Below are 21,556 nucleotides of genomic sequence, written 5' to 3'. Positions count from 1 at the left end.
TGCACCTGCATACCCCTATCTTGCACTCATGCTCAAGTACCCCATTGGCATCCAGGATTTCCGTACCCTCCGCGAGGGGGGCTACGCCTACGTGGATAAGACGGAGCACATTCATCGATTGCTGACCACGGGCAAATATTACTTCTTCAGCCGACCGCGCCGTTTTGGCAAGTCGCTCACGGTAGCCACTATGAACGAGCTGTACAGTGGTAGCCGCGAGCTTTTTGACGGGCTATGGGTGCAGGACCACTGGGATTTCGGGGCAATGCGCCGGCCGGTGGTATGGCTGAAGTTTGCCAGCAGTGGGTTTAGGACGCAGGGACTGGAGGCGGCGTTGCACAACTTACTGGATGATGCAGCTAAACTTCACGGCGTTGAGCTGTCTCAAACCAGTTTCGACCGCAAGTTTCACGAACTGCTGCAGATTTTATCCACCAGGGGGCGTGTCGTGCTGCTCATCGATGAATACGATAAGCCGATCATCGACTACCTCGACGATCTGCCGCAGGCGGAAGCCAACCGCGACCTGCTCAAGAGCTTCTACTCCGTAATAAAGGATAGCGATCCCTTTCTGGAACTAGTATTCATCACCGGGGTGAGCGCCTTCAGCAAAGTGAGTATTTTTTCCGACCTCAATCACTTACGGAACCTTTCGCTTTCGCCACAGACTAACACCCTGGTCGGCATCACTGAAGCGGAACTAGACCACTATTTCGGGCCAGTACTAGCTTCGGTCGACCGGGCACAGCTGCGCCGCTGGTACAATGGGTACTCCTGGACGGGGGAGCAGACGGTGTACAATCCCTTCTCCCTGCTTAACTTCCTGGCTGACGGCGTATACCGCAACTACTGGTTCGAGACCGGCACGCCTACCTTTCTGGTCGAGGCGCTGCGCGATCGTCAGCTCTATCCCCTAGGCGAACTTGAACTGACGCAGCAGGACATCGGTGCATTTGACATCTCCCGCCTGGAGACCTACCCCCTGCTCTTTCAAACGGGTTACCTGACTGTTATCGAAGCCCAGCCCGCCATCGGATCCTACCGCCTGGACTTTCCCAATCTGGAGGTTAAACAGTCGCTCGAGGAGATGCTGCTCCGGGCCTACGCAAGTGAAGATCCCGGTAATCCGCGTAGTCGCGTTTTGACAATCTACCACGCCCTGAGTCGTAAAGACATCGATAGCGTCACCATCGCGATAGACTCCGTGCTCGCCAACGTTCCCTACGACCTCTGGCAGCGAGACGATGAGCGCACCTTCCATACTTTGGTGCACCTACTCTTTAGTCTGCTAGGGGTCATCGTTCAATCCGAAGTCCACACCGCCCGCGGGCGCTGCGATGCCCTGGTGCTCACCGATGACTACGTTTACGCCTTCGAGTTCAAGGTAAATGCTACCGCACAGGCGGCCCTCGACCAGATCGAGGCCCGTGGCTACCTGGCCCCCTACGCCGATGACCCACGGGAAAAGGTGGCGGTGGGGATCAGTTTTGATCGCGCGAGTCGACGGATCGGAGCGTGGGCTGCGGACTAAGGAAATTTCACACATCTGATGATAGCCCTTACCTTGGGTACTTATCCGGCGAGAACAAAAAATCACTACCAATGAGACACCTTCTTTTCTGCTGCCTCCTGCTCTGCACGGCCATAGCCTGCAACACGGTAAAACCCGCAGCCACCACGGAGGACGGATGGATTTCGCTGTTCGACGGCAAAAGCCTAGACGGATGGAAAGCCAGCGAAAACCCCTCCACTTTTGCGGTAGAAGATGGTAAAATAGTGGTCCACGGACCGCGGGCGCACCTCTTCTACGAAGGCCCGGTGATGAACCACGACTTTGACGACTTCGAGTTCAAGGCTCAGGTAATGACGACCCCGGGCTCTAACTCAGGCATCTTTTTTCATACCGCCTACCAGGAAGAGGGCTGGCCGGCAAAGGGCTACGAGGTGCAGGTGAATAACTCACAGTCGGACTGGCGGCGCACCGGCAGCGTGTATGCCTACGATGATGTGCGGGAAGTATACGTGCCGGACAACGAATGGTATACCCAACATATCATCGTGCGGGGTAATACGGTCACGGTGAAGCTAAACGACAAAACCGTCGTGGAATACGTGGAGCCCGAAAACGTGGAACGGGCAGCCGGCGCGGAGGGCAGAATGCTCTCCAGCGGCACGTTTGCCCTACAAGGGCACGATCCGGATAGCAAAGTCTATTTCAAGGACATCATGGTCAAACCCTTGGGCAAATAAGCAGCCCACGCGGACCCTGCATTTACAGCATACGGTACGTTGCAAAAGTCAGATCACCAAGAGAAAAATTATAAAGGCAATGGGAAAAAAGAAGCGGGCAAAGGCGTCGATTCGCTGGGAGAGGCGATGCCGGCCAACCTTAGCCTGGTAGCTCGTAAGGATGGACTCTAGGAAGGCAAGGAAAACGAAAAAATTCGCCCCGGCGGAGAATTTGTCGAGGTAGGTCAGGTACGATAGCGGGGGCACGAGTTGCGATACGCTGAACTGAAAGGCGATGAGGGTAAGGATAGCAGTCACCGACACCGTAAGCTGGGCGGATATCTCCTCGGCCGGTACCCAGAAGGCACCCCAGGACATGAGTACGATTAGGGAGATCGGGAGTAGTATCTTCCAGAAGTAGTATACTGAATGCCTTTCCAAGAGGAAGGTGTAGGTGAGTGCCTCCAGCGTGCTACCGGGGCCGGGGAGCCGCGTACGGTGCAGGCCCTCGAATTGGATATCCCAGGCCGTCAAATCCTCGAAACCCGGCATGAGGCCGAGCACGGCGGTCGTATCGGGCACTAGCCGGTAGGGTGGACTACCTCGGGTGAATACCTCGATCTTCAGCATCTGCTCGTCGTAGGGAAAATCGGTGAAATCGAAGCGCTGCTGGATGGTACCCAGCAGCCGCTGGTTGTAGACCGCCATTCCCGCACCGTCCACCACCACTTCGTTGGGATAGACAGGCTGTAGATCGATGAGGTCGCGGAACTCTACGCGGGGCATGCGCTCGGTAGCGTACGGCATGATCGTATCCCGCACCCCGGCCATGGGCCACCGAATCTCAATGACGAACTCAGCGGTGATCGCCTCCTGGGTATCGTCGATGCGGGAAAGGTCCAGCAGGTAGAGCTGGAGGAATACCTCGGTCGTGTCCCGTAGTCCAGACTGCGACCAGGTCGTCGCGGGCAGCAGGGTAAGCAGAATTAAGCGGGCCGGTAGTGATCTCATCACCGGCTAAAGTATTGAACCGCAGCGTACTTATACCGCTCGGCTGATACCCCTATCTTGCATCCATGCTCAAGTACCCCATCGGCATCCAGGATTTCCGCACCCTGCGCGAAGGGGGCTATGCCTACGTGGACAAGACGGAGCACATTCATCGGCTGCTGACCACGGGTAAGTACTACTTCTTCACCCGGCCGCGCCGCTTCGGCAAGTCGCTGACGGTAGCCACCATGAACGAGCTATACAGCGGTAGCCGCGAGCTCTTCGATGGGCTATGGGTGCAGGATCCCTGGGACTTCGAAGCGATGCGGCGACCGGTGGTGTGGCTTCAACTGGCGCGACTCGATTATCGTGAAAAGAGGCTTTCGAAGGCGCTACTTGATGAGTTACACCGCATTGCTCAAACTCATCAGCTGACACTACCGGAGGGCACCCTGAAGGAAACATTCAGTGAGATGCTACGCCGTCTGTCCGGACAGCACGGACGGGTAGTGCTACTGGTCGACGAATACGACAAACCGATCATCGACTACCTCGACGATCTGCCGCAGGCGGAAGCCAACCGCGAATTGCTGAAGAGCTTCTATTCCGTAATCAAGGATAGCGACCCCTTTCTAGAATTGGTATTCATCACCGGGGTGAGCGCCTTCAGTAAGGTGAGTATCTTTTCCGACCTCAATCACTTACGGAACCTTTCGCTTTCGCCACAGACTAACACTCTAGTCGGCATCACTGAAGCAGAACTGGACCACTATTTCGGGCCAGTGCTAGCTGCGGTCGACCGGGCACAGCTGCGCCGCTGGTACAATGGTTACTCCTGGACGGGTGAGCAGACGGTGTACAATCCCTTTTCCCTGCTTAACTTCCTGGCTGACGGCGTATACCGCAACTACTGGTTCGAAACCGGTACGCCTACCTTTCTGGTCGAGGCGCTGCGCGATCGTCAGCTCTATCCCCTGGGCGAACTTGAATTGACGCAGCAGGACATCGGTGCATTTGACATCTCCCGCCTGGAGACCTACCCCCTACTCTTTCAAACGGGCTACCTGACCGTAATCGAAGCCCAGCCCGCCATCGGCTCCTACCGCCTGGACTTTCCCAATCTGGAGGTTAAACAGTCGCTCGAGGAGATGCTGCTACGGGCCTACGCAAGTGAAGATCCCGGTAATCCGCGTAGTCGCGTTTTGACCATCTACCACGCCCTAGGTCGTAAAGACATAGATAGCGTCATCATGGCGATAAACTCCGTGCTCGCCAACGTTCCCTACGACCTCTGGCAACGAGATGACGAACGTACCTTCCATACCCTGGTGCACCTACTCTTTAGTTTACTGGGGGTTATCGTTCAGTCCGAAGTCCACACCGCCCGCGGCCGCTGCGATGCCCTGGTGCTCACCAATGACTACGTCTACGCCTTCGAGTTCAAGGTAAATGCCACGGCACAGGCGGCCCTCGACCAGATCGAAGCCCATGGCTATCTGGCCCCCTACACCGATGATCCACGCGAGAAGGTAGCGGTGGGCATCAGTTTTGATCGCGCGAGTAGACGGATCGGAGCGTGGGCTGAGGCGTGAATGTGCTGCGTTCTGCTGGCCATGATCTTTGCACCAGCAATTCATGCCCAATTTATTCCATTCCTAAAAACGCCAGTCCGTTCTGCGAAGTCATCGGAATGATGAGCTGCCGGCGTACCGGATCGTAGCACATCGAGGCGGCGCCGGGAATCCCGGTAGCAATAAGCTCCGCTTCCCGGCCGGGGCGGATACGGCTAATGCCTCCCCGGGACACGCTGCTCACGTATTTGGTGCCGTCGGATAAAATAACCAATCCATCACCGCCGGGCTGGGCGGCATGTTCGGTACGTACCAACTCCCCCTGGGGCATAAAGGTCAGCACGGCGGGGTCACCGTAGTTCACCACGACTAAGTTTCCCTCCCCGTCCCACCCTATACCATTAGGCTGATGAAGGGGAGCCCCTTCGATAAGTACCTCGTGTTCGCCCGTAGGATATACCTTCAGTACCCGCCACGATGATGTATCGGGTTCAGGACCCAGGTCGCCGGTCTGGGTAGCGTAGATCGTCCCATCTTCCGCAATCGCCAGATCGTTGATCCAGGGGGAGCCCTCCACCTTTAGGTCACTCAGCGGCGAGCCGGTAGTGAGGTCGAACCGCCGAATGACGGCTACCGTAGGATCGTCGGGTCCGGTGCCCCCATCCCGGTCGGCGATGTACAGGATACCGCCGGAGATCTCGCTGCCCAGCGGGTCGTTGAGGGTGAGCGGGGGGGCCGTGGCATCCCGCCCGCGGGGCTGTCCGTTGCCGATCCAGTAGGGCGTATGTACCGAACCATCGGGATGCAGCAGCGACACCCAGGCATCGTTTTCACGGACCGCCTGGGGGGCACCCCGGTTAACCACGATGATCAGTCCCCGCGTCGTATCGAAGGTGCAACTCTCGGCGGCCACGATAGCCCCGAAGACCTTCACGTTTTTGGACATCACTTCGTGGGAACCATCTACCCCCCGGACACCCAGCGAGTCTCCTACGCTAAAGGGCGTTGCCTCCCGATCGGAGGGCTGTTGGGCACTGGCTAGGCTAGCCCAAAGGCTGATTAGCGAAAACAGAACGTATTTCATTGACTTCAATTTTTGGAGGTACTTAGGGGCGCGGCTTCTACTTCACTCATAACTTGCACAAAGTCCGGTAGGCGCTCACCCTCAATGTTGATGCTCCGCACCGCCGCGTCTAGTTCGGCGAGTTCAGCGGGCGTGAACCGAAGGTAGGCCGCGCCGATGTTCTCCTGCAGGTGAGCGAGTTGGGTCGTACCGGGGATGGGCACGATCCAGGGGCGTTGGTGCATGAGCCAGGCCAGCGCCACCTGGGCGGGGCTTACCTCCTTGCGCTCGGCCCAGTCCCGGATGACCGTCACGAGCTGAAGATTATGGGGCAGATTTTCCGGTGCAAAGCGAGATTCTAGTCCGCGAAAGTCTCCCGCCGCGAAGCGTGTCTGCTCGTCGATCCACCCCGTAAGGAATTGCACGCCCAGAGGGCTCCAGGGTACGAAGCCGATGCCCAGCTCCTCGCAGGTGTCCAACACTTGCTCTTCGGGGCCGCGCCACAACATCGAATACTCACTCTGTACGGCCGTAACGGGCAATGCTGCATGCGCGCGGCGTAGCGTACCCAGCCCCATCTCCGATAGCCCCCAGTGCAGCACTTTGCCTTCGTCCATGAGGGTACTGACGACCTCGGCGACATCCTCGATGGGCACCTCCGGGTCTACGCGGTGCTGGTACAGCAGGTCGATGCGATCGGTACCCAGCCGTTGCAACATCCCCTCGACGGCGCGCCGCACGTGGGCCGGTTTGCTGTTGCGTCCGTTGTTCGACCCGCTTCGGTTTCGCTCTCCGGTATCGAAGTCGATGTCGAAGCCGAATTTCGACGTGATCACCACCTGATCCCGTACCGGCCCCAGGGCCTCGCCTACGATGCGTTCCGCTTCGTGGGGGCCGTAGGCTTCCGCGGTATCGAAAAAGGTTACGCCCAGGTCGACGGCTTCCCGTACGAGCCGCACCATGGCGGGCCGGTAAGGGGTGGTGGTTTCGTACTTCCGGGCTACGTTCTGCACGCCCATACCTATACTCGATACTTCGAGTTCACCCAGTTTACGTCGCCCGATGTCGGGAGGAGTAGCCGTGGTGTGGCGGTCCGTGTATTGCGTAGGGGAGGTAGCACCCGAAAGCGCTAGTAAGGGGCTGCCCAGTGCGGTGGTCAGTAAGAATCTACGTCGGTCAAGAGTTGTCATAATAGCGTTTGTTTTAAAGGGGAAGCAAGGGGGCGGGGCCCCGATAACTATCGGGGGTGCAAGGCGCCTGAAACGACCCTAATTATTCCGAAACTCCACCGGCGTCATCCCCGTCGTCTTCTTAAACATGCGGCTGAAGTGCTGCGGATACTTGAAGCCAAGTTCGTAGGCGATCTCCGACACGCTGCGGCCAGGGTCGAAGAGCCGCTCTTTGGCCAGCTCGATGACCCGGACCTGGATGTGGTCCTGGGGCGACTGGCCGGTTTCTTTCTTCACTAAGTCACCGAAGTAGTTGGGGGACAGGTGGAGACGCTCGGCGAAGTAGGTGACGGAGGGCAGCCCTTCGCGGTCGGCCACCCCGCTGGCGAAATAGTCGTTCAGCAGGGCCTCGAAGCGCGTCAGTACGCCGTGATTCACCGAGGCGCGGGTAATGAACTGCCGGTCGTAGAAGCGGGTGCAGTAATTCAGCAGTAGCTCGATGTTGGACAGCAGCAGTTGCTGGGTATGCTTGTCAATGAGCTGGTCGAGTTCCAGGTCGATCTTGGTGAAGCAGTCCGCGATCAGGCCGCGTTCCCGGGTGGAAAGGTGGAGTGCCTCGTTAGCTTCATAGGAGAAGAAGGTGTACGCCGGCATCCGGGAGCGCAGGGAGGAGCCGAGCAGAAAGTCCGGGTGGAACACCAGCGCTTGGCCCTTTGGCTGGTAGTATTCGGTACCGGCCTCGCCGATCACCTGGCCGGGGGCCAGGAAGACCAGCGTCCCCTCGTCGTAGTCGTAGGTACTGCACCCGTAGCGCAGGTCACCGCAGCGGACCTCCTTCAGGAATACGACGTACAAATTGAAGCGCATGCGCCGCAGATGCCGTGGTGCGGCTAGTGACAGGTCGAGCAGGCCCACCAGTGGGTGGCGGGTCTCCTGGCGGTTGAAGGCACTGTACTGCTTGATGGTGTCGAAGGTGATGATCTCATCCATAGTTGGCACGTTTGGCTTCTAAGGTAACGGATCAATTGCTGCACCGGCGTCCCCGCCCCCTGCCTAACGGTAATTCGGGTCGGCATATCGGTAATCGGGGTCAGTCTTCCCTGCGGCCCCGCAAAATGACCGTTATTTTAGCACCACCAAGTTACTCGTCATGCGCACCCGTACCCTCGTCAATCAACTACTGGACCACCACAACCCCCGGGAAGTGTACGCCGAGGTGGAACGCGTGCTGGAGCGGGAGCAGGAAGACCGGGCCAAATTTCGCCAGCGGCTTAAACCAGACGTTAAGGCCGAATTTATCCTGGGCGATATAGTCGTCCACTCTCCCGCGCTAGAGGGGCACAATGCTACCGTATTCCGCACCTCCATGCTGTTAGGAGCCTACTGCACGTTTACCGGTGAGGGGCAAGTAAGAGTCGAAAAAGCCCTCGTAGAAACCCAGCGCAACGACTTCGAGCCCGACGTCAGTGTATGGCTCGCAGCGCGCGCCGACGCCTTTACCCCCGATATGAAGTACTACCCCGCCCCCGACCTGGTGGTGGAGGTACTGAGCAAATCTACCGAGGAGCGCGACCGCGGCATCAAGTACGATGATTACCTGAGCGAGGGGGTCTCGGAGTACTGGATCGTGGATTACCGCAATGAGCGGCTGGAGCAATATATACTAGCTTCCGGCTACGGTGAGGAAAAGCTGTACCGTAAGACGGTACTGGAGCGGGAGGATCGGCTGGAATCCCGTGTACTTTCCGGCTTCGCGGTTCCGGTGGCCGGCTTGTTTTACCAGGAGGCCTTTGCGGAGGCGCTGCGGGAACTGGGGCGGTAGGGCGATTCAGTCATTCAGGTAGGTATAGCCGTAATCCGGGTAGGGTAGAGCAGCCGGCGGGCACGACCTTTGTTGCATCCCCGGCTTACCTTATCCCCTATGCGATTTACCCTCCTGGTTTTTGTCTTTACCGTCGGACTGGCCGCCCAGGTCCCCCCCGATACCGTCAACACCATCTTTCCCCCCGGCCAGCGTCTGGAAAGCGAAAACTTCACCGGCCCGGTATGGGTGGAGCGTATCCTGATCGTAGAGGACGAGGAGCAGTCCGTGCCCGTGGGCAACGTCACCTTCCCGCCCAAGTCGCGCAGCAACTGGCACTACCACCCGGCCGGTCAGTCGCTGCTGGTCCTCGATGGAGTAGGGTATTACCAGCAGCGGGGGGAGGCGGTCCGCGTGCTGCGTAAGGGGCAGACCGTGCAGTGCCCCCCCGACGTCGAGCACTGGCACGGGGCGGCCAACGATAGCTGGTTCGTCCAACTGGCGATGACCATGGAGCACCCGGACGGGCGGGTCATCTGGGGAGAGGCCGTGACGGATGCCGAGTACCACGCCGGCATCCCGGTCCAGCGGCAGGTCGATAGCCTCGCCAGCCGCTACCGCCACATCGCCCGTGTGGCTGCGCTAACGGCCCTCGGCCACCTCGAAAGGCTGCAACCCGCCCTGGCCGACGCTCTCGATGCCGGCCTGACCGTCAACGAACTGAAGGAAGTGCTGGTGCACCTGTATGCCTATGCCGGTTTCCCGCGTAGCATTCAGGGATTGCGCGTGCTGATGACGGTACTGGAGGGGCGTAGCGCGAAAGGCAGCACGGACGAACTGGACGGGGACGCAGGTGCAGTGACCTCTCCCCCCGCCCTCTCCAAGGGAGAGGGAGCTAGGTACGACCGCGGCCTGAAAACCCTGGAGGCGCTTACCGGCCGGCCCTGGACCGAGCCCTCCGACTACGGAACGTTCGCCCCCCGTATCGATACCTTCCTCAAGGAGCATCTCTTTGCCGATGTGTTTGGCGATACCACCCTGAGCTATGCCGACCGGGAAGTCGTCACCGTGGCCGTACTGCAGGCGCTGGGGCAGGGGGTGGAACCTATGTTAGAGGGGCATTCGAGCATCGCCCTGCGGCAGGGCGTTACCGTTGAGCAACTGTCACTAATCAACCGCACCGTACAGAGCTGCCTCCACTAGTACAATGCGGTCTCCGACCGCGGCAGTACAATGCTGCCTCCGGCAGCGCCGTCCGTAGCACTCTACGAGTGCGAGTGTGCGTAGGGCGGCAAAGCCGCCTAGTTATGAACCACAGATGTACACGGATTAACACAGATTACGGTCACCTAGCGGTGCCCGTGCACCCAACTACCAACTCCATGCACAAACTCTTCCTTCTCATAGGCTTATCTCTCACGCTCCACCTCCCCGCCCAAACCCCCACCTTCCCCCGTGGCGACCTGGCCCCCAATGTCCACCACACCGGTGACGTATGGCTTTATTCCGTCAGCCGCGCCGACAGCACCTTTGACTACAATGTCACCCAGGCCACCTCCGCCCCGGGCTCCCGGCTCGACTGGCACCTGCACCCCGACGGACAGCAGCTACTCATCACGGACGGCGTAGGCTACTACCAGGAGCGGGGTGGGCCGCTACGGGTAATACGTAAGGGCGACGTCATCAAATCCGCCCCGGGCGTGGAGCACTGGCACGCCGCTACGCCCGATAGTGGGGTAGTGTATCTCGCCATCTACGGTGGGGCGGGCACCGAGTGGTTGGAACCGGTGGATGAGGAAGTCTACCGGCGGGGTCCGGCGCAGGAAGGGGCGCGGGGCGCTACAGAGGGAGGTTCGCTGCTGATCGAGGAGCAGGGCAGCTTCACCGTCGGCGGCACCGTCAAGACCTCCCCCGGCACCTTTGATCCCATCGCGGACGGGGCGTTCAACCCGACTGCTCAGTCTACCGCCGGACAGACCCTACACGGCGATCACGCCTTCGTGCTGTACCAGAAGCCCGCGAACGCCCGCTCGCTCCCGCTGGTCTTCTGGCACGGCTACGGGCAATCTATGAAAACCTGGCAGACCACCCCGGACGGCCGGGAGGGCTTTCAGACGATCTTCCTGCGCCAGCGCTATCCGGTGTACCTGCTCGATCAGCCGGGGCGCGGTCTGGCCGGCCGCACGACTCAGCCGGGCAGCTACGCGGCGGCCACCGACGACCAACTGTGGTTCGGCATCTTCCGCCTCGGCACCGATCGGGAGTTTTACCCCGGCGTCCAGTTTTCCCAGGAACCGGAGGCGCTTAACCAATTTTTCCGGCAGATGACGCCCGATACCGGTCCGCTGGACGTCGACGTGAACGTAGCGGCCGTCTCGGCCCTATTCGATACCGTGGGCGCGGGCATTCTGGTCACCCACTCCCACAGTGGCGGCCAGGGTTGGCTTACGGCCCTCGCGAATGACAACATCCGGGCCATTGCCTCCTACGAGCCGGGGAGCAACTTCGTCTTTCCGGAGGGGGAGGTGCCGGAGCCGATTGACTATGTAGGGGGACGGCTAAGCGCCCGCGGCGTACCGATGGAAACCTTCCGGCGGCTGACCGAGATCCCCATCGTCATCTACTACGGCGACTACATCCCCGATGAAGCGGTCGAAAACCCCGGGCAAGAACAGTGGCGCGCCGCCGTGCAGATGGCTCGGCAGTGGACCGAGACCGTCAACCGCCACGGCGGCGACGTGACCCTGCTAGAACTGCCCGACGCGGGACTACAGGGCAACACCCACTTCCCAATGTCCGACCTCAATAACCAGGCCGTAGCCCAACTACTCCTCGACTGGCTGGCCGAAAAAGGACTGGACTAAGTCAGCTTACTAACTAATAAATAACTAACGATTATGCTTCGCCTCTTTGTCATTCTACTTTGCACCTGCGCACCGTCCGCCCAACTCCTGACCGCTCAAGACGCCCTCTTTCCACTTGGGGAAAAAGCGGAAAATGTCCACCATAAGGGCGACGTATGGCTGTCCCACCCGGGCGAGACCGACGAGGCCTTCAGTTACGGACTGGCGGTGGCCACCTTTGCCCCCGACGCTCGCCTGGACTGGCACAGCCACCCCGCCGGCCAGCAGTTGATCATCACCGACGGTACGGGCTACTACCAGGAGCGCGGCAAGGAACTGATGACGGTCCGTAAGGGTAAGGTGGTCAACTGCCTGCCCGGCGTCGAGCACTGGCACGCCGCAACGCCCGACAGCGGCGTGACCTACCTGGCCATCACGGGTAACGAGCCCACGCAGTGGCTGGAGCCGGTAGCCGATGAGGTGTACTACGGGGCCGATGGAGCGACCGCCACCAGCGACGTCGAGCAGCAACTCCTCGAGCTGTCGAAGCAAAAATGGCAGTGGATGGCGGACAAGGACGCCGATAAGCTGGCCGAGCTCTTTCACGACCAGGCGATGTTCGTGCACATGGGGGGTAGCTGGGGTAAGGACCGGGAGGTGGAGATCATCCGCAGTGGCGATATCCACTACAAGCAGGCGGATGTCCACGAAGCCTCCGTACAGGTCATCGACAATACGGCCATCGTCCTCAACAATATCACCCTCCTGGCGGTGGTGGGCGGTAACGAGGTCACCAACCCCTTCGAAGTCACGGAAGTATACACGAAGGTCGACGACGACTGGAAACTGGCTTCGCTTTCGTTTACCCGCCTCATGACCCGGTAGCTAAAGTGGGTGACGGTGGACTCAGAACAGAATCGCACAGCAACGGCCCACCATCAATAGCCGCCTACTGCATAGCCCCCGTGCTGACGGCCCGTTCGATAACATCCAGCTGTGCTTCCTTTGGGTCGGCCTTCCCGGAGGCGGTGCCGCTGCGCTCGAACTCAATGAGGCCTTCGCTGTCCGGCGTGTAGCGCGGCCAATCGGGTAGTCCCGCTCCGTTCGGGTCTCCGGTCCGGGCGAAGTTGGCCCAGTAGGTATTCATCAATTCGGCCACCGCCCGGTCGGCGGCGGTGATGGTGTCCACCCCCCAGCGGGCGTCCAGGTTATCGAATACGTAGGGGATCTCGGAGGCGTGCGGCGCGCCGTAGGGTGCGCGCTCCCGTAAGGATTCGGGCACGTAGGAAAACAGGTAGACGTATGCCGGTTCACCCGCCTCGGTGAAGGCACGGGCCGTAAAGCGGGCCGGTTCGGCCCAGACTTTGTCGGTGTTAACCAGTGAGAGCAGCTCGGCAAACTCCCTGGCACCGTCCGGGTCGTAGGCCGCCTTTGCTTCGGCGCCGGTGTTCCCAAACAGGGACAGTAATTCCTCCTTCGACTCGGCCTGCACGAAACCGGCCGGTACTTCGGCGCTGTTCGACCCGATGATGATGGGAACGCCGCCCGGCACCCGGCCCGTCCCGTAGGCGGTTTCGGCGGTTTCTACCACCAGCCTGCCATCGAGGATGGGACCGGCGTAAATGGGGATATTTTCCTCGCCGTAGCTTTCCTCTCCTCCGTCAACAATATCCGCGGCGCTGAGCGTCCGTAGTTCGGCCAGGGCGGCCGCGTCGGTTCCCTCGATGCTGTGCTTCCGGGCGAAGTTCATACCGATGGTCTCCGCCGAAACGGGGTAGTAGGGGTCGGCATTTTCTTCCCGCAGGGGCCGGCCGGTCAGTACGCCGTCGCGGCCGCCACCGGATTCGACGATGGCCTTGTGGAAGAGCCCCTGCGCTCGTGGTATCGTCAGTAAAGATTGGACGGATACGCCACCGGCCGATTCCCCGAAGATCGTGACGTTGTCCGGGTCGCCACCGAACGTGGCAATGTTGTCCCTGATCCACTCCAGGGCGGCGATCTGGTCCAGGTAGGCGTAGCTACCGGTCGGCTCGTCCCCGGCCTCCTCGCTTAGGGCCGGGAAGGCAAAGTGGCCGAAACGCCCCAGTCGGTAGTTAAAGGTGACCAGCACCACCCCCTGCCGGGCAAACGATTCGCCCGAAACCGAGGCTTCGGAGCCGCTGCCAGATACGAAGGCACCGCCGTGGATCCACACCATTACGGGTAGTGCGGCCTGCGGACCGGCCCCGGAGGGAGCCCACACGTTGAGGAACAGGCAGTCTTCGGACGAGCCCTCGGCGACCGTTCCCGCCTCGCGCGGCCAGCCCGCCTGAGCGCAGTTGGCCCCGTAGCTCGTGGCATCGAGTTCGCCTTGCCAGGTAGTGGCGGGTTGGGGAACGCGCCAGCGGTCATTGCCGACCGGAGCAGCGGCGTAGGGGATGCCCTTGTAGCTGTCCACGTCCTCCTCTGTAAGTCCGCGCACCACGCCCGCTGCGGTCCGCACGGTAGGTGAGGCAGGATTGGTCGCAGGAGCTACCGGTTGCTGGGAGAACATGCAGCCGCTGGCCAGGAAGGCTAGGCTGATCAGGAGATTTTTCATTGGCTCGTACTTGCTTTTAGTTATACCCCAGCAATTTCCGCTCGGCCAGGAAGGGCTGGTGGTAGTGCCGCTTGCCGGTGGCCCGGTAGAGGGCGTTGGCAATAGCACCGAAGACGGGCGGGGAGGGGGGGCGCGGAGTACCCAGAGAAGGGGCGTGGCGGGATCGACGTTGACAGCACGCGCTTCGCCGTTGACGCTCAGGGTGAATTTTGCCATAGTTGAGGTGCGGGTAGTGGGTTGGGTAGGAAGATTAAGATAGCGATCGTGGGCTAACTGCTGGGTCACCTACCGGATTTTGGTAATCACAAAGCTATTCCGGTACCCTGCGCGGATTGTATACGGATTACGGATTCTCCAACCCCAGTTACAGTTGTCCCGACGGGGATAAATCTTCGGCAGACTAAACGACATAGTTTAGAAAGCACAGTGGTAGCATGCTCTACCATTAGAACCAACTACCCTATGGATACCAGAACACTCGGCCAGTCCCTCGAAGTCTCCGCCCTCGGTCTCGGCTGCATGGGCCTGAGCTACGGCTACGGACCCGCCACGGACAAGACCGCAGCTATCCACTTACTCCGCGCCGCCTACGAGCAGGGGGTGACCTTTTTCGACAGCGCCGAAGCCTATGGTCCCTTTGCCAACGAGGAGTTGCTCGGCGAGGCCCTGGTACCCTTCCGCGACCGGGTGGTGATCGCCACGAAGTTTGGCTTTACCAATGGTGACGTCAACCAGAGCATGGACAGTTCCCCGGCGCGCATCCGTGCAGTCGCCGAAGCCTCCCTGAAGCGCCTGCGAACGGACGTGATCGATCTTTTCTACCAGCACCGGGTGGACCCCAATGTACCCATCGAAGACGTCGCGGGTACGGTCAAGGACCTGATCGCGGAAGGTAAGGTGAAGTATTTCGGCCTTTCCGAAGCGGGTGCGGCTACCATCCGCAAGGCACACGCCGTGCAGCCGGTCACGGCCCTGCAGAGTGAGTACTCCCTGTGGTGGCGGGAGCCCGAGGCGGAGATCCTGCCCACGCTAGAGGAGCTCGGCATCGGATTCGTGCCGTTCAGCCCGCTGGGTAAGGGTTTCCTGACCGGCAAGATCGATGCGGACACCCAATTCGATAAGTCAGACTTCCGCAACGTGGTGCCCCGCTTCCAGGAGGAGAATCGCCGGGCTAACCGGGCGCTGGTCGAGCTGTTGACTAGTATTGCCGGGAAGAAAGACGCCACCCCCGCCCAGATCGCGCTGGCCTGGCTGCTGGCCCAGCGGCCCTGGATCGTCCCCATCCCCGGTACCACCAAGGAGCACCGCCTGATGGAGAATCTCGGCGCGGCCCGCATCGAGCTTACAATGGAAGACATCGGCGAGATCGATACGGCCTTCGCCAGGATTCCGGTGCAGGGAGATCGGTATCCCGCCGCCCTGCAAAACCGGGTGGGAAGATGATGGGCATTAACGAGCAACAGCGACAGTCGCGCAGTTTGGCTGAATTGGTCTACATTAGATGACTTCCCCTACCGCCATGCTACGATTCATCCTACTGTTCTTATTGACTGCTTCCGCCCTCCACGCCGACGACGGCTACCGCCTGTGGTTGCGCTACGATAGGATAGCAAACGGGGAACTGCGGGACGAGTACCGGCGGGCGGCCTCCTTCATCCGCTACGACGGGCAGGGCGAGGTAGGAATGACCGCTAGGGGGGAACTGGAAGCGGGCCTGCGGGACCTACTCGGAGAGGAGGTAGCGCAGGTGAGTGGGGAGAATGCCGGCCACGGTATCTACCTTGGGCTCCGTACGGCCCTGCCACGCTTCGCCCGCTACCTGCAAGACAAGGCAGTAGCTGCGCTTGGTGACGAAGGCTACCACCTGACCTACCACGACGGCGACCTATTGCTGATCGCCGACGGGGAACGGGGCCTGCTGTACGGAGCCTTCCACCTACTACGATTGCTACAACAGGAGACGCCGCTATCGGAGCTGAACGTCACCGAGCGACCCGCCTACGACTACCGCATCCTCAACCACTGGGACAACCTGGACGGTACGGTGGAACGCGGCTATGCCGGCTTCTCCATCTGGAACTGGCACCAGCTGCCGGAGGTGATCGACCGGCGGTACGTGGACTACGCCCGCGCCAACGCCTCGGTCGGCATTAACGGAGCCGTGGTGACCAACGTGAACGCCAATGCCCTGGTATTCCGGGACGACTACCTGGATAAGGCGGCGGCACTAGCCGACGTCTTTCGACCCTACGGCCTAAAACTTTACCTGACGGCCCGCTTCAGCGCCCCGCTGGAACTCGGTGGTCTGCCCACCGCCGATCCGCTCGATCCGGCCGTAATTGCCTGGTGGCAGCATAAGGTGGAGGAGATCTATGCGCGCATCCCAGACTTTGGGGGGGTTGTCGTCAAAGCCAACTCCGAGAGACAACCCGGCCCGCGGGAGTACGGCCGCACGCACGCTGAGGGAGCTAACCTGCTGGCCGACGCCCTGGCCCCCCACGGCGGCATCGTCATGTGGCGGGCCTTTGTCTACACTGACCGGAAGGACGGCGACCGCTTCCGGGAAGCCTACGATGAGTTCACGCCCCTGGACGGGCAGTTCCGCGACAACGTGCTCCTACAGATCAAGAACGGGCCCATCGACTTCCAGCCCCGGGAGCCGGTATCTCCCCTTTTTGCCGCCATGCCGCAAACGCCGCTCCTCCTCGAGTTGCAAATCACCAAGGAGTATCTCGGCCAGGGCACCCACCTGGTGGGGCTGGCCAGTATGTACGAGGAGGTGCTGACCACCGATCTACGGCCCGACCGGCCGGGCGGCCAGGTCCACGAAAGCATCCGGGGCGTAGCCGGCGTGAGCAACATCGGTACGGCCCGCAACTGGACGGGTAACCTCTTCGGGCAGGCGGACTGGTACGCCTTCGGGCGGCTGAGCTGGCAACCTACCACGCCGGCCCGGGAGGTTTTCCGGGAGTGGGCCGCGCTGACCTTCGGAAACTTCCCCGCGGTGGTCGAACCCGTAACGCAGATCCTGGAGCGTTCCTACCCAGCCTGCGTCAACTACATGACCCCACTCGGCCTGCACCACATCATGGCCACCGGCCACCACTACGGACCGGGGCCCTGGGTGGATGACCTGGAACGGGCCGACTGGAATCCCTACTACTACCACCAGGCGACGGCCGACAGTGTCGGCTTTGACCGCACCCGCACGGGTAGCAACGCTTTAGAGCAATACCCACTCTCCTTCGCCCGTCAGTATGCCGACCCCGAAACGTGTCCGTCCCAGTTCCTGCTGTGGTTCCACCGTCTGCCCTGGGATTTTCCACTGGCGGACGGTAACACGCTTTGGCAAGAAATGGCCGTCCGCTACCAGCGCGGCGTCGACACGGTCGATGAGATGCAAACCCTGTGGGCCGGTCTGGAAAATCAAATTGACCCGGAACGCTTCGATCAGGTCAGCCAGCACCTGGCCGTTCAGGCCCGGGAGGCGCGCTGGTGGCGGGATGCCTGCCTGGCCTACTTCAGCGCGGTATCGGAGCGGGATATACCGGAGGGCGTGCCCCGGCCGGTCCGGGACCTGGAGCATTACCGGGAACTGGACTATCCGTATGCACCGGGGATCCGGCCGCGGTGGTGATTTCTAATCATTGCACCTGCGTCCGCGCCCATGTAAAAAGCGGATTGGGCAAGGTGCCATCGCCAATCCTGCAGAGCAGTTACCCCGGCTGGCCCTCAAAATTTTTAGCTTATTTGGTGTTGCTCTAAGCCATACGTATGCGTACCCTATTTACCTACCTACTACTCCTGCTCACCACCGTCCTCACCGGTCAGACTGGCCTGACGGACCTCCGTACCGAATATGCGACCGCCCCCCTGGGAGTAGAAACGACTACCCCCCGCTTCCAGTGGCGCATGACCACGGCGGACGAGCGGCAAAACGCGAAACAGACGGCCTACCGCATTCGCGTGGAGGATAAAACGGGGAAGGAAGCCTGGGACTCCGGCCGGGTAGACGATTCCACTTCCTTCAATGTCACCTACCGCGGCATCCCCCTGCACCCGCGTACCCGCTATAACTGGTCGGTAACGGCGTGGGACGAACGGGGAGAAGCTACCACCGCCAGTTCCTACTTCGAAACCGCCCTCACAATGGACGGTCACACCCTCCCCGCCCGCGGTGGGAATGCCGGTGCCTGGAACGGGGCGCGGTGGATCGGCGGCGGCCCCGGGGACATACCCTTCTACAGCGATTACCTCTCTGTTTTTCGTCTGTTCTTCGACCTGCGCATTGAGGCGGGTTCCGTACGGGCCGCCTTCGTGTTCGGGGCCAACGACCCCCGGCTGATGGACGCCAACAAGAACCTGTTTGGGCGAGAGCAAGCACGCGACAGCAGCTACGTTGCCGTGGAGCTGGACGTCTCCGCACTATACGCGGATGGCCCCGCCCGCCTCCATGTCTACCGAGTAGGGTACACGGCGAACGACCGTGCCGACCGGCCCCTATTTAGCTACGACCTGCCCGCCGAGGCCGTCAACCCGGACAACCGCTATGCCCCCCATAGTTTTCAACTGGCCCTGGTCTACGGTCAGGGCGACGTGTATGTGTATGGTGCCCCCGGTGAACCCATCCAACTCAACGCCGAGCCCCTCAACCTGAATCCCTACGGGGCCGGTGGCGATTATATCTCCGCCCCCATGGTCGCCGAGATAGGCCTGCTGCTAAGGCCCGGTCAGTCCGGGACCCTGTCAAATGTCCACGTGACCAACTACCGCCGTGACGAACCCATGATCGGCCACATTCCCAACCAATCGGGTAGCGCCAGTGATCAAATGCTCATCCAGTTAGCGGACCCCAGCCGCAACGCCGCCCCCCTGCTGCGTAGCGAGTTCACCACCGCGGACCGGCCCATTAGCAAGGCCCGCCTCTACGTCACGGCCCGCGGGATCTACGAGGTGTACCTCAACGGCGAACGGGTCGGCAACGACTACTTCAACCCCGGACTGACGCAGTACAACAAGACCCACTTCTACCAAACTTACGACGTCACCGACCAACTCCGTCGCGGCGCACCCAACGCCATCGGGGCCTGGCTCGGCGAGGGGTGGTGGAGCGGGGCCATCACCTTTACGGGCGGTAACTGGAACTACTTCGGCGACCGGCAGTCGCTGCTCGCCCAGCTGATCGTCACCTACGCCGACGGGACGGAAGAGGTAGTGACCACCGACGGTGGAACGTGGAAGCTGTACACCGAGGGGCCAATCCGGTACGGCAGCTTCTTCCAGGGGGAGGTGTACGACGCCGGCCGGGAGGCGGCCATACGGGGCTGGAGCGAGCCCGGCTACGACGACGGTGACTGGAAACCCGCCGTGGAGGTGTCCCTGGAGGGCGTTGCGGAAACAGGCTTACGCACGGGCTTCGGGGGCCGCCGTATCTCACTGGCGTACGACGACTGGAACCTGCGCAGCCAGCTCGGAGCAAACGCCACCGTGGTGGACACCCTGACGGCCCGGAGCGTGGAGGAGGTCCGCCCCGGCGTGCACGTATACGATATGGGGCAGAACATGGTCGGCGTGCCCCGCATCGTACTCAATGATACCCGGGCGGGGGATACGATCACCCTGCGCTACTCCGAGGTCCGGTACCCGGAACTGCCCGAGTACACCGGCCAGGAGAACATGATCATGCTGGAGAACATCCGCGGTGCCCTGACGCAGGACCTATACGTGACCCGGGGGGCGGAACGGGAGGTCATCCAGCCGCGCTTCACCTTTCACGGCTACCGCTTCCTGGAACTTACCGGCATAGAGCAGGCACCTCCGCATACGGCCGTGGAGGGCAAGGTGATCAGTTCGGTGCGCGAGCTGACTTCCGCCTACGAGACCTCCAACGAACTGGTCAATAAATTTTGGGAGAACATCACCTGGTCGCTGCGCGGCAACTTTCTGTCCATACCCACGGACACGCCGGCCCGCAACGAGCGCATGGGCTGGAACGGCGACATCAACGTCTTCAGCCGTGCCGCCACCTGGCTGGCTGACGTCAACCTTTTCCTAAGCCGCCACGCCCTGGCCATCCGGGATATGCAGGCCGAAAACGGGCGTTTCAGCGACGTGGCCCCCGTCGGCAACGGCTTTGGGGGTACCATTTGGGGTAGCGCGGGGATTGTCGTACCCTGGGAAAACTACCGGCAGTTCGGTGACCTCGCGGCCCTGCGCGACCACTATCCGGCCATGCAGGCCTACGTCGACTTTCTGAGCACCCGCTTCGAAAACGGCCTGCTGGCGGAAGGGCCCCTGGGCGACTGGCTCAGTCCGGAGAACACCAAGAACGACAACTCCATGCTCTGGCACGCCTACTACCTGCGGGACCTGGACATTATAGCCTCCACCGCCCGTGCGCTGGGCAAGTCCGCGGAGGCCGACCGCTACGCCCGTCAATCTACTGCGGGCAAGGAACGGTTCCGGGAGCTGTACGTGGATCCGACTACGGGAATGACCCTCAGTCAGGGGGTATCTTTTTCCTACGGCTCGGGCCTGACGATCGACTCTACCAAGATCGGCCAGCCGGTCAATACTCAAGCTTCCTACGCCATCCCGCTGGCCTTCGACCTATTTGCGGGCGGGGAGCAAACTACCGACGGCACTGCCCGGGCGGGCGAACTACTGGCCGATGCCGTGGAGCGGGAAAACGTCGACGATGGGGGTACCATCCGACCACCCTATTCGCTAATGACGGGCTTCATCGGTACCGCCGCCATCGCCGAGGCCCTAAGCAAGACCGGCCGCGACGACCTGGCCTACCGCCTGCTACAGCAGGAGACCTACCCCAGTTGGCTCTACCCGGTCAAGAACGGTGCCACCACTATCTGGGAACGCCTCGACTCCTACACCCACGACGCGGGCTTCGGCGGCAACAACAGCATGAACTCCTTCAACCACTATTCCTTCGGTGCGGTAGCCGTCTGGTTGTACGAGCGCTCCCTCGGTATCCGGCCCGATCCGGAGTCACCGGGCTTCCAGCATTTCCTCCTGGCGCCCACTCCGGACCCTACGGGGCAGATGACCTTTGCGCGGGGCCACTACGACTCTCCTTACGGCCGCATCGAGAGCAGTTGGGAGGTCACGGAAGCGGGAACGGAGTACCACTTTATCGTACCCCCAAACACCCGGGCGAGCGTAGGCCTACCCTTTGGGGCGGGGGCGCAGGTGCAAGCCGAAACCGGGGAAGCGGTGCCGGGTGAGCGGCGGGACGGGCGGTGGTGGTTTGAGCTCGGGGCGGGTAGGTATGCTTTTTCGGTGACAAAGTAGGACG

15 protein-coding genes and 1 pseudogene are annotated in these 21,556 nt (G+C 61.2%); 11 read left to right on the top strand and 5 right to left on the bottom strand.

From position 1 onward, the window contains the following. The first annotated feature begins 28 nt into the window (after positions 1-28). A complete protein-coding gene (locus tag ACOOHD_RS08605) occupies positions 29-1,531 on the top strand; it encodes an AAA family ATPase (protein ID WP_420461160.1) in 1,503 nt (500 codons plus the stop codon). 71 nt (positions 1,532-1,602) lie between these two features. After that, positions 1,603-2,250: a 3-keto-disaccharide hydrolase gene (locus tag ACOOHD_RS08600; protein WP_420461159.1), complete on the top strand. Its 648-nt coding sequence runs from the start codon at positions 1,603-1,605 to the stop codon at positions 2,248-2,250. Between the two features lie 48 nt (positions 2,251-2,298). Here ACOOHD_RS08600 and ACOOHD_RS08595 read toward each other — a convergent pair whose 3' ends face one another. Next, the gene (locus ACOOHD_RS08595; protein ID WP_420461158.1) at positions 2,299-3,240 is read right to left on the bottom strand and encodes a hypothetical protein; all 942 of its coding nucleotides are present in this window, start codon (positions 3,238-3,240) and stop codon (positions 2,299-2,301) included. Positions 3,241-3,305: 65 nt separating this feature from the next. Here ACOOHD_RS08595 and ACOOHD_RS08590 point away from each other — a divergent pair, with 65 nt between their 5' ends. Further along, positions 3,306-4,811: an AAA family ATPase gene (locus tag ACOOHD_RS08590; RefSeq protein ID WP_420461157.1), complete on the top strand. Its 1,506-nt coding sequence runs from the start codon at positions 3,306-3,308 to the stop codon at positions 4,809-4,811. A gap of 52 nt (positions 4,812-4,863) precedes the next feature. Here ACOOHD_RS08590 and ACOOHD_RS08585 read toward each other — a convergent pair whose 3' ends face one another. From ACOOHD_RS08585 to ACOOHD_RS08575, 3 genes are all read right to left on the bottom strand, one after another. Then, positions 4,864-5,874, bottom strand: coding sequence for an SMP-30/gluconolactonase/LRE family protein (locus tag ACOOHD_RS08585; RefSeq protein WP_420461156.1), 1,011 nt, complete (start codon positions 5,872-5,874; stop codon positions 4,864-4,866). Between the two features lie 5 nt (positions 5,875-5,879). Continuing rightward, a complete protein-coding gene (locus tag ACOOHD_RS08580) occupies positions 5,880-7,043 on the bottom strand; it encodes an aldo/keto reductase (protein WP_420461155.1) in 1,164 nt (387 codons plus the stop codon). Positions 7,044-7,121: 78 nt separating this feature from the next. Further along, positions 7,122-8,012, bottom strand: coding sequence for a helix-turn-helix domain-containing protein (locus tag ACOOHD_RS08575; RefSeq protein ID WP_420461154.1), 891 nt, complete (start codon positions 8,010-8,012; stop codon positions 7,122-7,124). Positions 8,013-8,172: 160 nt separating this feature from the next. Here ACOOHD_RS08575 and ACOOHD_RS08570 point away from each other — a divergent pair, with 160 nt between their 5' ends. The 5 genes and pseudogenes from ACOOHD_RS08570 to ACOOHD_RS08550 all read left to right on the top strand — a co-directional run bounded on the left by ACOOHD_RS08570 (position 8,173) and on the right by ACOOHD_RS08550 (position 12,551). Further along, a complete protein-coding gene (locus ACOOHD_RS08570) occupies positions 8,173-8,844 on the top strand; it encodes a Uma2 family endonuclease (protein WP_420461153.1) in 672 nt (223 codons plus the stop codon). 99 nt (positions 8,845-8,943) lie between these two features. Next, positions 8,944-10,026 (top strand): cupin domain-containing carboxymuconolactone decarboxylase family protein, encoded by a 1,083-nt coding sequence (locus ACOOHD_RS08565; RefSeq protein WP_420461152.1) that lies wholly within the window; start codon positions 8,944-8,946, stop codon positions 10,024-10,026. 179 nt (positions 10,027-10,205) lie between these two features. Continuing rightward, positions 10,206-11,687, top strand: coding sequence for a cupin domain-containing protein (locus ACOOHD_RS08560; protein ID WP_420461151.1), 1,482 nt, complete (start codon positions 10,206-10,208; stop codon positions 11,685-11,687). Positions 11,688-11,720: 33 nt separating this feature from the next. Next, a pseudogene (locus ACOOHD_RS08555) lies at positions 11,721-12,089 on the top strand (cupin domain-containing protein); the annotation flags it as partial. Between the two features lie 57 nt (positions 12,090-12,146). Continuing rightward, on the top strand, positions 12,147-12,551 hold the full coding sequence (locus tag ACOOHD_RS08550) for a nuclear transport factor 2 family protein (RefSeq protein ID WP_420461418.1): 405 nt from the start codon (positions 12,147-12,149) through the stop codon (positions 12,549-12,551). A 64-nt stretch (positions 12,552-12,615) separates the two neighbouring features. Here ACOOHD_RS08550 and ACOOHD_RS08545 read toward each other — a convergent pair whose 3' ends face one another. Continuing rightward, positions 12,616-14,244, bottom strand: coding sequence for a carboxylesterase/lipase family protein (locus tag ACOOHD_RS08545; protein ID WP_420461150.1), 1,629 nt, complete (start codon positions 14,242-14,244; stop codon positions 12,616-12,618). Positions 14,245-14,706: 462 nt separating this feature from the next. Here ACOOHD_RS08545 and ACOOHD_RS08540 point away from each other — a divergent pair, with 462 nt between their 5' ends. The 3 genes from ACOOHD_RS08540 to ACOOHD_RS08530 all read left to right on the top strand — a co-directional run bounded on the left by ACOOHD_RS08540 (position 14,707) and on the right by ACOOHD_RS08530 (position 21,552). Further along, positions 14,707-15,687: an aldo/keto reductase gene (locus ACOOHD_RS08540; RefSeq protein ID WP_420461149.1), complete on the top strand. Its 981-nt coding sequence runs from the start codon at positions 14,707-14,709 to the stop codon at positions 15,685-15,687. Positions 15,688-15,763: 76 nt separating this feature from the next. Next, positions 15,764-17,881 carry an alpha-glucuronidase family glycosyl hydrolase gene (locus tag ACOOHD_RS08535; protein WP_420461148.1) on the top strand — a complete coding sequence of 706 codons (2,118 nt, stop codon included), beginning with the start codon at positions 15,764-15,766 and terminating at the stop codon, positions 17,879-17,881. Between the two features lie 137 nt (positions 17,882-18,018). After that, a complete protein-coding gene (locus tag ACOOHD_RS08530; RefSeq protein ID WP_420461147.1) occupies positions 18,019-21,552 on the top strand; it encodes a family 78 glycoside hydrolase catalytic domain in 3,534 nt (1,177 codons plus the stop codon). Positions 21,553-21,556 lie beyond the last annotated feature (4 nt).

The sequence above is a fragment of the Neolewinella sp. genome, assembly GCF_965214665.1.
GTDB lineage: Bacteria > Bacteroidota > Bacteroidia > Chitinophagales > Saprospiraceae > Neolewinella.
Note: the sequence above shows the minus strand (reverse complement) of the source record. Positions and strands in the feature narration are given on the sequence as shown.

What these genes read in the sequence shown, in the direction of transcription:
- ACOOHD_RS08605 (WP_420461160.1), top strand. Translation starts at nt 29, where the DNA reads ATGCTCAAGTACCCCATTGGCATCCAGGATTTCCGTACCCTCCGCGAG.
- ACOOHD_RS08600 (WP_420461159.1), top strand. Translation starts at nt 1,603, where the DNA reads ATGAGACACCTTCTTTTCTGCTGCCTCCTGCTCTGCACGGCCATAGCC.
- ACOOHD_RS08595 (WP_420461158.1), bottom strand. Translation starts at nt 3,240, where the DNA reads ATGAGATCACTACCGGCCCGCTTAATTCTGCTTACCCTGCTGCCCGCG.
- ACOOHD_RS08590 (WP_420461157.1), top strand. Translation starts at nt 3,306, where the DNA reads ATGCTCAAGTACCCCATCGGCATCCAGGATTTCCGCACCCTGCGCGAA.
- ACOOHD_RS08585 (WP_420461156.1), bottom strand. Translation starts at nt 5,874, where the DNA reads ATGAAATACGTTCTGTTTTCGCTAATCAGCCTTTGGGCTAGCCTAGCC.
- ACOOHD_RS08580 (WP_420461155.1), bottom strand. Translation starts at nt 7,043, where the DNA reads ATGACAACTCTTGACCGACGTAGATTCTTACTGACCACCGCACTGGGC.
- ACOOHD_RS08575 (WP_420461154.1), bottom strand. Translation starts at nt 8,012, where the DNA reads ATGGATGAGATCATCACCTTCGACACCATCAAGCAGTACAGTGCCTTC.
- ACOOHD_RS08570 (WP_420461153.1), top strand. Translation starts at nt 8,173, where the DNA reads ATGCGCACCCGTACCCTCGTCAATCAACTACTGGACCACCACAACCCC.
- ACOOHD_RS08565 (WP_420461152.1), top strand. Translation starts at nt 8,944, where the DNA reads ATGCGATTTACCCTCCTGGTTTTTGTCTTTACCGTCGGACTGGCCGCC.
- ACOOHD_RS08560 (WP_420461151.1), top strand. Translation starts at nt 10,206, where the DNA reads ATGCACAAACTCTTCCTTCTCATAGGCTTATCTCTCACGCTCCACCTC.
- ACOOHD_RS08545 (WP_420461150.1), bottom strand. Translation starts at nt 14,244, where the DNA reads ATGAAAAATCTCCTGATCAGCCTAGCCTTCCTGGCCAGCGGCTGCATG.
- ACOOHD_RS08540 (WP_420461149.1), top strand. Translation starts at nt 14,707, where the DNA reads ATGGATACCAGAACACTCGGCCAGTCCCTCGAAGTCTCCGCCCTCGGT.
- ACOOHD_RS08535 (WP_420461148.1), top strand. Translation starts at nt 15,764, where the DNA reads ATGCTACGATTCATCCTACTGTTCTTATTGACTGCTTCCGCCCTCCAC.
- ACOOHD_RS08530 (WP_420461147.1), top strand. Translation starts at nt 18,019, where the DNA reads ATGCGTACCCTATTTACCTACCTACTACTCCTGCTCACCACCGTCCTC.